Origin of the sequence: Pseudanabaena sp. UWO311 (assembly GCF_006937785.1) — a bacterium.
In the GTDB taxonomy this organism is placed as follows: Bacteria; Cyanobacteriota; Cyanobacteriia; order Pseudanabaenales; family Pseudanabaenaceae; genus Pseudanabaena.
On record NZ_SJEE01000003.1, the window covers coordinates 229,982 to 243,578 of the forward strand.

A 13,597-nucleotide genomic window follows, 5' to 3' on the forward strand; every position below is an offset into this window, starting at 1 on the left:
TCATTTAGCAAGTGTTTTAGCTGCTATTAGTTGTTGGGCTTGCTTGATCCAGATGGACATCTCACTAATATCAGGGCATAAATCAGCACGGTTAAAATTCTGCACTTGTAAACGCATAATGTGTTTGTGGAGTTTGTCGAGTGGAGTTTGGGAAAGCTGCTCCAGTGAGACAATGCCGCTATGTACAATCACACCACAATGCTGACAGCCCACCGCAGGGATTTGTGCTAAATCAGCAAAAGCTAACCATTTGGTTAATAGCTGAACTCTCACACCGAGCGCGATCGCAAGAGCTTCTTTTTGGGCTTTGCTACGCCCTGCTTTTTGCAGCAAAGCGTGAGTTGTCGTAACGCCTTTCTTCTTGAGGTTGTTGCAGTCTTCGGCGTTTAATCCTGGTAGCAGCTCAATGGCAAAGTTCAAGGCTAAAAAAGACTGAGAAGTAGTCAAGGATTTCATTTCGTTAGGTTTTTAAGAATAATATCTTAGAAGCTTGTATTAAGAGCAGAATCTGTTGCACTGCCATCATCAATGGAACAACCAAGACTGCCTTAAGTCATAATTGATGTTAATACATCAGATCCTCAGCCCCCCATATATTTGCTTCACCTCTACTAAAGCTATCATGATGAAAACTATATCTGTTGTAACAATTTCTCTTGTTGCTGCTCTAGCAGTGCCCTTCTCAGCACAGGCTGATACGAGAAAAGCATTCTGTCAATATTTCCCTAATGGCGATTCTAAGCCGAAGGTCTCTATGCCTTGCACATTTTCGATGCGTCAAGGGTTTATTGATGTAATTTGGCAAGATGGAGTAAGAGATAGCTTTCGACCCATATCAGGTCGTCCCATGGTCTACACTGATGATCGTGGCGGTATCGTCTATCAACAACGTGGTGAAGAGCAAGCGGATGGAACTAGTGCCAGAATCATGAAAATGGAGAATGGCTCGATTTATATCTGGGGAAGCTAAGTTTGTTCTCTAAGTTCTCAAAATAGCAACGCCATTTTGAGAAGATGTTTTTGTTGCTTTTTCTTGCACTTTATAAATTTTGGTGTTCCTAGAAAATCACTAAATTCAACTATTATTTAATCTACAGGCTTGCCAACAGAGTAATTGAGAGCATAGCTCCAACTTAGTAAGCGTAACCACAGACGGGGATTTGACGGCTCTAACCAAGTTTGACAACTACGTATGAGTTGAGGCAACCATCCACCTAATAAAGCATTGGCAAAGGAACTGCGGGTAAAGGCTCCATAACTAGAAAGCCATTTCAACAGATCTTTTGTACCTGCCATTTCAATAATCCAGAGAATAAGCTTTGGATTTTTAAAAGCGGCAATTAGGGCAAGGCGATTGAACATCAACCAATTGAGGCGATCTTTGATAAAGAGATCGCTTACGGGTTGCGGCTCATCGGCAAGTAGTCCAAAGAAAGTATTTAGCATTGAATTTACTCGCTCTGGCGGCAAGTGCATCCCCGTCGGAACCATCATCCCCTTAGAAAATAGCCAAGTAACGGCGATATTGCTTTGATAGGCATTAATTTGCTTGAGGTCATCAGCACTTAGCAAATCATGTTTCAATGCAGTATCAAGTAAGGTCGCTAGGCGTGGCAAGTTGCGAACGAGTGATCCAAAGCCAGTAAATACAAGGGGCGATTGCAAAGAGGCAGCATCACCGATCGCTAAGATCCGATTAAAAGCACATTTTTTAGAATCTTCATTGAGACTGTAATGTCCTGTAATGTAACCGAAAGTTGCTTTCTTCCAAGTCAGCTTTTCCATATCACAACGTCGATATTCGGGCAAAATCGTGAAGAAGTCCTCATACATTTCTAGCAGCGATCCTGCGTTCTCTGGATGCACTTGGTGATAATGGAATAGATAAATTGTCAGTTCATCTTTTTCCGCAGGAAAGAGTTCCCAAATCAACTGCCTTCCCCTTGAGATATCTCCATGACTAAACAGCACATCCCCATATTGGGAATCCCATACATGCTTATCAATTCCTTCTAAAACTGCACCTACAGTCGGACAAACACTATCAAAAGCTTGACCTGCGTTAATTTGCTGCGCGATCGCAGAAGCCGAGCCCATCGCGTCAATTACTAACCGAGAAGTAATAATTACTTCTGCTTCTGTTTCTAGATTCTTTGCAAAGATAGTCGCGCTATTGTTATCAATGACAACCTTTTGGAACTCAGTGCGATCGCAAATTACTGCACCATATTGATGTAATTTCTTACTGCAAATTTCTAACAATCGATTAGTATCGATCGCAATATTTAAGACCGTTGGCGTATGTAGCACCTTAGCCTTAAGATGTGCTGGATTATTGCTATCAAAAAACTTGTTAAAGCCATCGACATATTCCGCCGTAATCATTAATTCAAATTCTTCTTTAGTGAAGAGCCCGAAATCAATAAGATTCTGAAATTCCGCACGAGAAATATTCCATTCGCGGTTCATTCTTCCAAAAGGGATTCGTTCCACTAGACAAACGCGATATCCCAATTTCGCCATCATCGCCGCATGGATTGCCCCCAATGCACCTCCTAAATAGACAATATCGTATTGCAAATCTTGCTTTGGAGAATTTGCTTCTGTAAAGATCACCTTCTTCGGAGTTTCAGGTGATTTCACACTTTCGCGCCAGCGCTTTTCCCACCAATAGACACGATTGAGATCGTATTCGCCATTAGGAATGCGTTGAAAGAATTTAACTGTAAGCGGATATTCCGCAGCTAATGCTTCAAAAATAGATTGATTAGGCGCGATCGCAGGTGGCTGCTTATATTCATAAGGAAATGCCTGACGGGCAGCTTTAGTCAAATGATCGAGAAAATCTTTTTCGCCATCCATCGCCTCATCCGACCAGCGAAACACTTTTAGATAAGTAGTACGTTGTAATGTCCAGAGAAATACTGATAATTGCGCGATCTCACCTGAACGATTTTGGCGATCGAGGATAAAGCCATGCTTAGCAACGGATTTTTTCCCAAAGGGAGGTTGGTACTCAGTCTGGAGCCATGTTTTCACGGCTGCAACTTGAGGTGTAGGGATTTCAATGTAAAGTAACTGCTGCATGGCTAAATCAATATCTTCAGTGTTCTAATTTTGGCATATATCGTGATTTGGATCAGACTTGCAAGTTTTCTAACCGCGTAATCCATTGATTAAAGTGCGGACATTTTTCTCTAATTTTTGCTAACCCAATCTTTTCAACTACTTGAGGCGCTAAACTCGTTTTTAGTTTTTTATATTTTGGAATAACTTTTTCAAGCCTCTTAGAAGGAGCCGTAGTTACACCTTGGTTGATTAATTCTGGAGAAGAATACCTTCTACATTCTGCTAATAGACGATCAATACCTTTCTTATATTGATCATTGTCAGGAAAGTCTTTATACAATTCTTCTAGATCAGTAAATATTAAAGCTTCAAATTCATGTAATTGAATATAGGGTATAAATCGATAATGATTAATATCCTTTGCAAAAGCAAATTCTAATGCTTTAACTTTGAGACAAGGATCTAATATTTTACTAGCTTGTTCAAATTTCGGAAAATCATTTGGTAATGCATATAGATCAAACATTGTTGTAAGTATTAATGGTTGACTATTTCTCTCTTTCAATAAACGATTAATTTCATTTTTAACTTTTGCATAGTTAGCTATTCCTCCTCCTATGCCCTTAGATCTATTTGTTGGTACTAAACTATATTTAGTATTAATATTTAGACATTTTAAATGTTGACGCAAAATATTTTTAACAAAGGCTTCTTCTGTTGGCCCTTCTACAAGAATATTTAGAACAACCATTAGTTATGGTCTCCCGCCAATTACATTTTTATTCCATAGCTCAGATAATGAGTATTCTTCTAGCCAATCTTCTAACTCTTCCACAATTAATCTTTTAAAAGAAGATTCTCGACCATTTCTTTCAACAACAATTATGTCTTCTGGCTCAAAACAATCCACTAATAATGGTGATTGAGTTGCTAAAATTACTTGACAACGATTAGAAACACTATTAATTAAGCTACCGATAATATTAATAGCATAGGGATGTAAGCCTAACTCTGGTTCATCTAAAATTAAAACATCAGGCAGACTATCAGGAGGTTGTAATAAAAGCGTTACTAAAGCCATTGCTCTTAATGTTCCATCCGATGCTTGATATGGACTAAATATCAAATCAGTTCCCTTTTCTCTCCATTGCAAAAGAATTGTATTTCCCACTGGTGCTAGTACAAAATCATCAAAAAATGGTGCAATTTGCGAAAGCGTTTCTACGATTCTTTGATAATAACGAGGCTCATTATCTCTAACCTTTAGAAGAAATGGTGCTAAATTACCAGCATCTTCTTTAAGTCGTTGGTTATCATCAATACTCCATCGCTGCTTAAATCGTGCAGTTTGAGATGTGTCATGAAACTGGTGAGTCTCAAAGCTTTGTATTAGATAAAATATATCTGTAGAAATCTGATTACCTAAGTTTATATCATCAATTAATCGTGATTCTTTATGCCCAGCATCTAATGATTTCCAAGTTGCTAAGCCACTAAAAGGACTTATATCTATATTTCCTGAATTATCAGAATAGTTTCTTTGTATGGCAGTTCTTAGATTATTACTCCTGACATTTAATAACCCCTGACCTGTCGAATTACTATAAATATTACGTCGATACTTTTCTTCAGCAAATATAAATGTATCTGATGCAGCGTAAAAAAGTCTAAAGAAATAATCATTTTTGCCTGAAGTAGTCTCAAAGTTAAGCTCAGCTTCTATCTGTGGAGTAACAGCAGATCCGTCAAAAAGAAAAGAGCTTGCCCCCCCTGATTGCCCAACAAAAAACTGCAATTGTCCAGTGCGTTGTATCATCCAACGCAACAATTTAAAAAAGGAAATAAAATTAGATTTACCTGAACCGTTCGCGCCGATTAAAACGTTGATGGGAAATAAATCTAAATCTAATTCTTTAATTGATTTATAGCCTTTAATGCTGATGTGTTTAAGCATGACGATCGCACAATTGCGCACTTAGGGTTTGACAATCAAAATTCCATAAGCATCAGGATTGAGATATTTGCGAACAGCGGCTTGAATGTCCTCTTTAGTGATCGATTTCATGAGATCGGGATAGTTTAAGGCTGGCTCTAACGAACCGACAATGCGATCGTAATAGCCATAGATACCTGCACGTTCTTTGGGTGACTCATTACCAAAGATAAAGCGATTGCTAACTTGGGTGCGAATTTTGGCTAGTTCCTCATCAGTGACGGGAGTTTCGTGCAATTTGATGATATGTTCACGAATTGCTTGCTCAACTATTTCCACATCTTCTACGTTCAACTTGGCAAATACTTGGAATGTGCCTTGCCAACGCATCGCTGAATTGCTTACAGAAATGCGATCGACGATGCGACGATTTTCTCGCAAGTCTTGTACCATCCGCGAAGTACGCCCACTGCCGAGAATATTCGCCAGAATACTTAAGGGATAAGTTTCTGATAAGTCCCGCAAACTGGCGACGCGCCAACTCATACTCAGCCTTGCTTGCTTGAGACTAGGATCGGTCACTTCCCGACGAACAATCGACTCAAAAGGCTTTTCTGCTGTAAAGGTGTGCGGTTTAGGCTTAGCTGCGATCGCAATTTCTTGATTGCCTGCCTCAAAATAATTTGCAATCACACCGATCATCTCGCTCACGGGTAAATTACCCACAACGGCGATCGTCATATTTTGTGGCGCATACCATTGGCGATGAAACGATCGCATTTGCTCTGAGGTGACGTTTTCAATCACATCTACGGGACCCAAAACAGCACGACGATAGGGTAACTGCTCATACACTAATTCCGAAATATGACGATAAATACGGCGATCAGGATTATCTTCACTGCGGCGAATTTCTTCTAACACCACATGCCGTTCGCGCTGAAACTCTTCATCGGGAATACTTGACTTCAACACAATATCTAGTTGTAATGGCGCAAGCTTAGCAAAGTCCTTGGGCGCAACATTGATATAAAAATGAGTGTAGTCTTGACTAGTTGCCGCATTAGTATTACCACCATGAGACTCGATCGCCTGTTCAAATTCTCCTAAACCAAGGCGCTCACTACCTTTAAACACCATATGTTCTAGGAAATGCGCCATACCGTTGATGTCATCGCTTTCAACAGCAGAGCCAACATCAACCCAAATACTAAGGTTAACCGCATCAACAGGAACCTGTTCGGCAATAATCTTGATCCCATTGGGAAGAATATATTGAGTGGGCGCAGATAATTGCGCTTTAGTTGCTAGATCATTGAGATCATGATCAGGAGCAGCTACATCTAACCGACGCGGAATGACGATCGCTGGCATGGCAAGTTTAAGGATTTTACTAAATTTTAAATAAAAAGCGCTTTTATATTCAATCCGAGGTGATGCAATGCACCACCTCGCAAAACTTACAATCTTTCTAGTGTCTGCAATTTGTAATAAGCTTCTCGCAGTTGCAAGCTAGAAGTATCTTCTAGCATAGCAGCAAAATCATAGGATTCTTGGTAAGCAGCGCGTGATTTTGGCAGATTTCCAAAAGATAAGTACAAATCACCCAAATATCGCTGCACGATCGCGGCTGTTTCGCGATCGCCCATGACCAAAGCCAAGCTAGAACGATTTTGCAACAATTCCTCAATGCGATAAAAGTTAGGGACTTCGAGATAAGCAGCAATCAAGCGATCACTAGCTACTGCCATCAATGGATAATTGCGATATTGACGAGCAATTGTCAGAGCCATGCCGTAGTCTTTGATCGCGGCTTTGTAGTTATCCAATGCCATCAAGCTGTCACCGCTATTGACATAGACATATCCTTCACCGAGCGCTTCACGGATGGGATATTGTTTGATCGATGCGTAATAAAGCTTGATCGCCGCCATATGATCGCCATATCGCCCTGCAATTAGCCCTTTGTTATTCAACGCGATCGCGGTATTCAGTCCTTGATCATTTTGAATAGCTAGATCAAGGGATTCTGTGTTGAGTTTTGCGGCGGACTCTAGTTTGTTTTGGGCGATCTCAAAACTGACTAAGTTATTTGAGCTTTCTAACTTAGCGCCATTATCCTTCAGAGTATTGGCGTAACGTATTCTCTGCCGAGTTGTGTCTTGAGCCGCATTAGCTGACCCCATCATTTCATAGGCATCGCTCACCCGAGCCAAAGTGTAGGAAATTGCAGATTGATCATTGACGCGGCGGTAATAACCGATTGCATAGAGCCAAGTCTTGATTGCTTCGCGATGTTTACCATCTTTGAGTTGACCGTAGCCAAGATCGAGTAAGCGATCGGCTTCATCTCTAACTGAACGATTTGCGGGGTTGACAGTTGCCTGTTGCGCCTGTATCGGCATCGGCACAACGATCACTCCTACAAAAGCAGCTAAGATTGTTGCTCCTAGACTTGCAACGGACATTTTCTGACGCTTTCTATACATATCCCTACATCCTCACCAAAAAGGTGCACACATTGTAGCGACATAAAAGCAATTTTCTCTAGAAGTTTTCTGACTTTTTCTGACATTTTTACAATTAAAGCTGCAAAGTGCGGTGCGAATCACTACTGCACTTTGCGGCTTTTTTGAACTAGAGAGGCTTTGATAGGGGTTTGATATAATTTAGACTACGCATTTTGAGGAAATCTATGATTACACTCACTCAACCAAAATCTGGCTCAGAACTAGAACAAAAGCTAGATCTAAGTTTTGATAAATTTTTGGAGCAATGTCCTGAAGATGGTCGCTATGAACTTGTGGATGGCAAAATGGTAAAAATTTTAGCAACAAGAATTCATTACGATGTCGCTTGGCTAATTTTAAAAAGCTTTGATCGAGAGGTTGAGCGATTGAGTTTAAACTATGTAGTCAATGATGTTGCTGCGGTTTTAACCACAAATAAAAACGGCAAAGAACAGGGCCGACATCCAGATGTAAGTGTAATTAATCGGGATGTTTGGCGGAGCGATCGCCAGAATCATCGAGGTATTCGCGAACCAATTCAGATTGCTGTTGAGGTGGTGTCCACTAATTGGGAAGATGATTACATTGATAAACTCGCAGAATACGAACGTTTAGGGATTCCTGAGTATTGGATTGTTGATTATTTAGCGATTGGTTCTCGCGACTATCTAGGCGATCCTAAGCTCCCATCTGTTTTCATATTTACCTTAGATACAGAAGGTAAGTACCAACTAACAAGGTTTCAAAATAGCGATCGCCTAGTTTCGCCAACCTTTCCAGAATTAAATCTCACTGTTGCGCAAATTATGGCTGCTTAGATAACGCTCAAAACTAAGCCCTTAAGATACGCGCCTTCTGGATGAAAAATACTCGTAGGATGATCCGCAGGATGCGTTAGATGATGTAAAACTTGAATCGTCCGCCCTGACTCGATCGCAGCAGCCGTCACTGCTCCTGTAAAATTCTCCACATTCACTACCTGAGAACAGGAGAAAGTGAACAACAACCCGCCACTTTTTAATTTAGACATAGCCTGCAAATTCAAACGCCGATAAGCTTGCATTGCTGAATGTCGTGCTGATAAGCTTTTGGCAAAAGCAGGTGGATCAAGCACGATCGCATCGTAATCGCGATCGCATTGCTTCAGAAAATCAAAGACATCGCCTGTAAAGGAAGTATGAGTGGCTTGACGCTCCGCATCAAAATTTGCAGCAATATTCCGATCTGTCCATTCCATCGCCTTGACTGAGCTATCAATAGAATGTACTTCTCGCGCTCCTGCTGCCACTGCATAAACAGAGAATCCGCCCGAATAGCAGAAGGTATTTAAAACTTTTTTGCCTGTGGCATATTTACCAAACAAGCGGCGATTTTCGCGTTGATCTAGGAAAAAACCTGTCTTTTGCCCCCTTTCCCAATCAACAATAAAGCGTTGTCCATATTCTAAAACTTCAGCACTATCAGTAGATTTTTCACCAATTAATAGCCCATCCTGAGACTGAGTTTGTGATTTGCGCGAAAGAGTGGCCGAGCTTTTATCGTAAACAGCTTGCAATCGATCGCCGTAAATTTCTTTCAATATCTCCGCAATATCCTGACGATAGCGATAGGTTCCCAATGAATGACATTGCAAAACCGCTGTACCACCATACACATCAATAATTAATCCTGCTAAACCATCCCCTTCAGAGTTAATCAAGCGATAGCAATTTGTCTTTGGATTATCGATTAATCCTAGTTGTTTTCTTAAAGTAAATGCTTGATGTAGGCGATCGCGAAGCAACAACTGCATCGACTCTACAGCCTGAAATGACAGCACCTTAATCGCAATACTGCCCATACCCCACAAGCCGATCGCTAAAAACTTGCCATCTTCGCTATAGGCTTCTACCAAGTCACCATCACTGACTTCACCATGCATTTTAGCGATCGCGCCCGAAAAAATCCAAGGGTGAAAACGCTGAACCGCATCGACTTTTTTACGATGAATAATCGCACGGGGCAACGATGACATAAGTAATAACTTTTGAGGGGATAGGCTGCTAAACATAACATAGAAAGGAGTATGGTGGGCAATGTCACTCTCCTCTCAGCGTGTCAAGAACAATGTTTCAGCATCAAAAACAGCAACATTTTGTAGCATTTCTCATTATGAAACCAATTTTGTGATTTTCAGAGACTGCGGCTCTGAAAATCACAAAATTGGTTTTAGGAAAGCGATTTGCTGGCTGACTTTCCAAAAACCAATTTTTTAAATGAGAATTACTGCCTTGCTAATGACATTTATGTTATTCTCAAGAAGCTACCGTTATTGATAATGCTATGACTTCTGCGGAGCCTACCTATTCACCTGAGGCACTCAAAGCTGAACTCAACTCAAAGGGTTGTCGCATGACACCGCAGCGCGAGGTGATTTTAAGTACATTTCAAACCCTACCCGAAGGTGAGCATCTCAGTGCTGAGGATCTTTACGAACGGTTAAAAGTGCTAGGTGAAAATATTAGTCTTTCGACAATTTATCGTACTGTGAAGATGATGGCAAGAATGGGGATATTACGTGAATTAGAACTCACCGAAGATCATAAACATTATGAAATTAATCAGCCCAAGCCTCACCATCATCACCATCTAGTCTGCGTCAAAACTAACCGTGTTATTGAATTCAAAAATGACCAGATCCTTACGATTAGTAAAAAAGTAGCTGATAAGTATGGCTTCTCAGTACTAGATTGCCAACTCACCATCATTGGGGTAAGCCCTGAAGGACAACGATCCATCTTTTAAGCAATAAGGCAATGACAAGCGATTCTTTTAGCTATTTCCGTATTTGTTATGGCGCAATCCAAACCCAATATAGAAATTGGCGACGCAAGATGCCGCCAATTTCTATATTGCGTGTTATGTCCTAATACATTGGGCTACAGCACAAAGAACCAATTAAATAAAAAAGAGCGCATTGCGCTCTTTTTTATTTAATTGGTTTTTGCAAAATCTTCTTGGGCATAAATTCTGAATCTATCTAAATCAGCCTGCAAAGTGGACTCAACAACTTGCCCCAAAAATAAATTATCCATAATTTGCCCAATTGCAGGAATCGCATAAGAAATGCTTAACTTCACGATTGTCATATTGTTTGGACGACCATAAAACCTCACAGCCCCACGATTTGGCAGACCACCAATCGATTCCCACTGAATAATTTGATTGGGAATTTGTTTGAGAATTCGTGACTTCCAAGTAAAAGTTAAACCGTTTGTGCCTAGTTTCCATGCTGATATTTCAGGATCGGCTGTGACTACCACGGAGTCAATCCACTTCATCCAACGGGGCATAGCCTGTAAATCTGACCATAACGACCATGCATATTCTACGGGAATAGCTACTTCAGTCTGGACAGTATGTTCGAGCCAATCACTCATCGGATAATCGTTAGTTTGTTACAAAGTTTTACTTATTAAGTACCTCGGCAAAATTAAAAAAATAGCCAAAATCTACGCGGACGGTAAAGATTCTTGAGCTTTATATTTAATCGTGCGTATCTACTTACCCATCATAATAACAAAGCTGTCTTTATAAATAAAAGTGAAAAGCATTGCTTTGCAATGCTTTTCACTTTTATTTATAAAGACAAGACTTTCGGAATAGTTAAGAAGACTAGACTAAGTGACAACAATCGTAATAAAATATTAAGGTGATGTAGCTAGTTTGACCACTGGAAGAGTTTTACTGTGGGTTTATTCCGCCATTTTACTAAAGACATCGGCATTGACCTCGGTACTGCCAACACGCTTATTTATGTGTCTGGTGAAGGTATTGTTCTGCAAGAGCCATCAGTTGTCGCAATCGATCAACGAGATAAGACTGCCTATGCAGTCGGAAATGAAGCTAACAAAATGATCGGACGCACTCCTGGTGACATCATCGCAGTGCGTCCCCTTAAAGATGGAGTAATTGCTGACTTTGACTCGGCTGAGTTGATGCTGCGTTCGTTTATTCAGAAAGTTAAAAAAGGGGTTTTTAATCCACGTATTGCCATCGGCATTCCTAGTGGCGTAACAGGCGTAGAATGGCGAGCCGTCATGGATGCAGCTCGTCGTGCTGGGGCAAGTGAAGTTTACCCAATTGACGAGCCGATTGCCGCAGCGATCGGCGCAGGATTGCCTGTGACTGAAGCCACAGGTAATATGATCATCGACATCGGTGGTGGTACTACCGAAGTTGCGGTGATGAGTTTACAAGGAATTGTCTTGAGTGAGTCGGTGCGCGTTGCAGGCGACGAGCTCAGCGAAGCGATTATGAAATACATGAAGACTGTACATAACCTCGTTGTTGGGGAACGGACTTCAGAAGAAATCAAAATCAAAATTGGTTCAGCTTATCCAATTAAAGAAGAGACTTCGATGGAGGTAAGAGGATTGCACTTATTATCGGGATTGCCTCGTACAGTGACAGTTAAATCTTCAGAAATTCGAGAAAGTATGAGTGAGCCACTCTCAGTAATTATTGAAGCAGTGAAGCGTACACTCGAACGAACACCTCCCGAACTAGCTGCCGATATTATTGATCGAGGCATCATGTTAGCTGGTGGCGGAGCAATGCTAAATGGTATTGACACCTTGATTAGCCATGAGACAGGAATTATTACTCATATAGCTCCAGCCCCATTGGACTGTGTAGTTATCGGTGCTGGTCGCGTCTTAGAAGATTACAAGAATCTTGGTCGAGTTCTAACCAGCCGTTTGAAAAGTTTATAGGTAAATTTTTCATGGATTCAATCCGTAGTTGGTGGGAGCGATATCGCTTTCAGAGTGTTGTTGTTGCTGCTGGAATTAGTTTGGCTTGGTTAATCCGTCAAACTCAAGGTGTAGCAATTATGGAGACTTATCAGTTTCTCAGCCGCCCTTTCCAATCAAATGTATCTAAGCAAGAGATATTGCAAGATGCTCAAGTACGTGAACTCCGTTATCGCCTAACTGAGCTAGAGTCACAAAACCAACGGATGAAAGAGCTTTTAAAGGTGAAAGTATCTTCTAATGGTTCTGGTATTTGGGCAGCTGTAATTGGTCGTGGTGCCGACTCCTGGTGGAATCAAATTTTAATTGCTAAGGGTAGTAATGATGGGATTAAGTCTGGGGCGTATGTAATAGCTCCAGGGGGATTAGTGGGTCGCGTTACTCATGTATCCCCAAATAGTAGTCAAATTTTGCTAATTAGCGATCCTAACAGTCAAGTCGGTGTTGTAATTAGTCGCAGCCGCATTAGTGGAATGCTCAAAGGGCAAAGCCAAAATATTGCTACCTTAGAGTTTTTTGAACGTGACCCAGATGTAAAAGTGGGCGATATTGTGAGTACTTCACAATTTAGTACTTTATTTCCCGAAAATCTCCCTGTTGGTAGGATTAAATCTATAAATCTTGATAAGCAACCTGCACCTGAAGCTGTTGTTGAGTTCTCTACTCCTCTAGGATTACTCGATTATGTTGAGGTATATGCTTTTCAAGAGAGGCGATAACCTAATCAAAAAGAAGAATGCTCGATCGCAAAGTTCCTCTATCAAAAAAGTTCTTAAACTGGGTGGTAACCATTGGTTCCCTGCTAGTTTGCATTTTATCGATGTATACCAGATTCCCTGGAATGACCTTGATGGGAATTGCTCCTAACTGGCTACTAATCTGGCTAGTGGCTTGGAGCGTCAATCGTCCTGTACTTTTGTCTGTGATGGTGGGTATTGCGCTGGGATTTATACAAGATAGTATGACTTTTGCTGGTATGAGTATTGCGCCAACTCATGCTCTTGGTCTTGCGATCGCAGGTGGACTTACCTCACTTTTGCAAAAACAGAGATATGTCCAAGAGGATTTTATTTCGATCGCTTTAATTGTGTTTGGAATGGCAGTAATTGTTGAGACTATGCACGCAGTGCAACTGACCGTGATGGGCTCTGGTATGGATAATGTTTGGATTCTCCAACAACGAATTGCTCTTAGCTCCGCAATTTTGAGTAGCTTGTGGTCTCCTGTAATTTACTTTCCTCTCAGCCGTTGGTGGCGATCTCTAGAGAGAAAAGAGGATTAATTTAAAATCT

General features: G+C 41.0%; 14 protein-coding genes. 6 read left to right on the forward strand and 8 right to left on the reverse strand.

The window, feature by feature from the left end; genetic code table 11:
* Positions 1-456: a DUF4332 domain-containing protein gene (locus tag PseudUWO311_RS04430; RefSeq protein WP_142653928.1), complete on the reverse strand. Its 456-nt coding sequence runs from the start codon at positions 454-456 to the stop codon at positions 1-3.
* Positions 457-622: 166 nt separating this feature from the next.
* On the opposite strand from PseudUWO311_RS04430, the gene PseudUWO311_RS04435 reads away from it, so the two are divergent.
* Positions 623-970, forward strand: a complete 348-nt coding sequence (locus tag PseudUWO311_RS04435) for a hypothetical protein (RefSeq protein WP_142653930.1) — start codon at positions 623-625, stop codon at positions 968-970.
* Between the two features lie 116 nt (positions 971-1,086).
* Here the strand turns inward: PseudUWO311_RS04435 and PseudUWO311_RS04440 are convergent, their stop codons facing one another.
* From PseudUWO311_RS04440 to PseudUWO311_RS04460, 5 genes are all read right to left on the reverse strand, one after another.
* Entirely contained in the window at positions 1,087-3,087 is a 2,001-nt protein-coding gene (locus PseudUWO311_RS04440) for an FAD-dependent monooxygenase (protein WP_142653932.1), read from the reverse strand.
* Positions 3,088-3,139: 52 nt separating this feature from the next.
* Positions 3,140-3,820: a DUF4276 family protein gene (locus PseudUWO311_RS04445; RefSeq protein WP_142653934.1), complete on the reverse strand. Its 681-nt coding sequence runs from the start codon at positions 3,818-3,820 to the stop codon at positions 3,140-3,142.
* A gap of 3 nt (positions 3,821-3,823) precedes the next feature.
* Entirely contained in the window at positions 3,824-5,023 is a 1,200-nt protein-coding gene (locus PseudUWO311_RS04450) for an AAA family ATPase (protein ID WP_142653936.1), read from the reverse strand.
* A gap of 21 nt (positions 5,024-5,044) precedes the next feature.
* Positions 5,045-6,376 carry a M16 family metallopeptidase gene (locus PseudUWO311_RS04455; protein WP_142653938.1) on the reverse strand — a complete coding sequence of 444 codons (1,332 nt, stop codon included), beginning with the start codon at positions 6,374-6,376 and terminating at the stop codon, positions 5,045-5,047.
* Between the two features lie 86 nt (positions 6,377-6,462).
* A complete protein-coding gene (locus tag PseudUWO311_RS04460) occupies positions 6,463-7,470 on the reverse strand; it encodes a hypothetical protein (RefSeq protein WP_142653940.1) in 1,008 nt (335 codons plus the stop codon).
* 227 nt (positions 7,471-7,697) lie between these two features.
* Between PseudUWO311_RS04460 and PseudUWO311_RS04465 the strand changes: the two genes are divergently transcribed.
* Positions 7,698-8,330, forward strand: a complete 633-nt coding sequence (locus PseudUWO311_RS04465) for a Uma2 family endonuclease (protein WP_142653942.1) — start codon at positions 7,698-7,700, stop codon at positions 8,328-8,330.
* Here PseudUWO311_RS04465 and PseudUWO311_RS04470 read toward each other — a convergent pair.
* Positions 8,327-9,526 (reverse strand): class I SAM-dependent rRNA methyltransferase, encoded by a 1,200-nt coding sequence (locus tag PseudUWO311_RS04470; protein WP_142653944.1) that lies wholly within the window; start codon positions 9,524-9,526, stop codon positions 8,327-8,329. The genes PseudUWO311_RS04465 and PseudUWO311_RS04470 overlap by 4 nt on opposite strands.
* A 308-nt stretch (positions 9,527-9,834) precedes the next feature.
* Between PseudUWO311_RS04470 and PseudUWO311_RS04475 the strand changes: the two genes are divergently transcribed.
* Complete coding sequence (locus PseudUWO311_RS04475) at positions 9,835-10,296, forward strand: Fur family transcriptional regulator (RefSeq protein WP_142653946.1); 462 nt, start codon at positions 9,835-9,837, stop codon at positions 10,294-10,296.
* Positions 10,297-10,484: 188 nt separating this feature from the next.
* Here PseudUWO311_RS04475 and PseudUWO311_RS04480 read toward each other — a convergent pair whose 3' ends face one another.
* Positions 10,485-10,931 (reverse strand): SRPBCC family protein, encoded by a 447-nt coding sequence (locus PseudUWO311_RS04480; protein ID WP_142653947.1) that lies wholly within the window; start codon positions 10,929-10,931, stop codon positions 10,485-10,487.
* 309 nt (positions 10,932-11,240) lie between these two features.
* Between PseudUWO311_RS04480 and PseudUWO311_RS04485 the strand changes: the two genes are divergently transcribed.
* The 3 genes from PseudUWO311_RS04485 to mreD are packed head-to-tail and all read left to right on the forward strand — an operon-like array spanning position 11,241 to position 13,587.
* Positions 11,241-12,266, forward strand: coding sequence for a rod shape-determining protein (locus tag PseudUWO311_RS04485; protein WP_142653949.1), 1,026 nt, complete (start codon positions 11,241-11,243; stop codon positions 12,264-12,266).
* Positions 12,267-12,277: 11 nt separating this feature from the next.
* A complete protein-coding gene (gene mreC / locus PseudUWO311_RS04490) occupies positions 12,278-13,024 on the forward strand; it encodes a rod shape-determining protein MreC (RefSeq protein WP_142653951.1) in 747 nt (248 codons plus the stop codon).
* Positions 13,025-13,041: 17 nt separating this feature from the next.
* The gene (gene mreD, locus PseudUWO311_RS04495) at positions 13,042-13,587 is read left to right on the forward strand and encodes a rod shape-determining protein MreD (protein WP_142653953.1); all 546 of its coding nucleotides are present in this window, start codon (positions 13,042-13,044) and stop codon (positions 13,585-13,587) included.
* The last annotated feature ends 10 nt before the right edge of the window (positions 13,588-13,597 follow it).

Excerpts from the sequence above, each read along its gene's own strand:
- PseudUWO311_RS04440 (WP_142653932.1), bottom strand. The coding sequence starts at position 3,087 with ATGCAGCAGTTACTTTACATTGAAATCCCTACACCTCAAGTTGCAGCC.
- PseudUWO311_RS04470 (WP_142653944.1), bottom strand. The coding sequence starts at position 9,526 with ATGTCATCGTTGCCCCGTGCGATTATTCATCGTAAAAAAGTCGATGCG.
- PseudUWO311_RS04445 (WP_142653934.1), bottom strand. The coding sequence starts at position 3,820 with ATGGTTGTTCTAAATATTCTTGTAGAAGGGCCAACAGAAGAAGCCTTT.
- mreD (WP_142653953.1), top strand. The coding sequence starts at position 13,042 with ATGCTCGATCGCAAAGTTCCTCTATCAAAAAAGTTCTTAAACTGGGTG.
- PseudUWO311_RS04435 (WP_142653930.1), top strand. The coding sequence starts at position 623 with ATGATGAAAACTATATCTGTTGTAACAATTTCTCTTGTTGCTGCTCTA.
- PseudUWO311_RS04465 (WP_142653942.1), top strand. The coding sequence starts at position 7,698 with ATGATTACACTCACTCAACCAAAATCTGGCTCAGAACTAGAACAAAAG.
- PseudUWO311_RS04480 (WP_142653947.1), bottom strand. The coding sequence starts at position 10,931 with ATGAGTGATTGGCTCGAACATACTGTCCAGACTGAAGTAGCTATTCCC.
- PseudUWO311_RS04475 (WP_142653946.1), top strand. The coding sequence starts at position 9,835 with ATGACTTCTGCGGAGCCTACCTATTCACCTGAGGCACTCAAAGCTGAA.
- PseudUWO311_RS04460 (WP_142653940.1), bottom strand. The coding sequence starts at position 7,470 with ATGTCCGTTGCAAGTCTAGGAGCAACAATCTTAGCTGCTTTTGTAGGA.
- PseudUWO311_RS04430 (WP_142653928.1), bottom strand. The coding sequence starts at position 456 with ATGAAATCCTTGACTACTTCTCAGTCTTTTTTAGCCTTGAACTTTGCC.
- PseudUWO311_RS04455 (WP_142653938.1), bottom strand. The coding sequence starts at position 6,376 with ATGCCAGCGATCGTCATTCCGCGTCGGTTAGATGTAGCTGCTCCTGAT.
- mreC (WP_142653951.1), top strand. The coding sequence starts at position 12,278 with ATGGATTCAATCCGTAGTTGGTGGGAGCGATATCGCTTTCAGAGTGTT.
- PseudUWO311_RS04450 (WP_142653936.1), bottom strand. The coding sequence starts at position 5,023 with ATGCTTAAACACATCAGCATTAAAGGCTATAAATCAATTAAAGAATTA.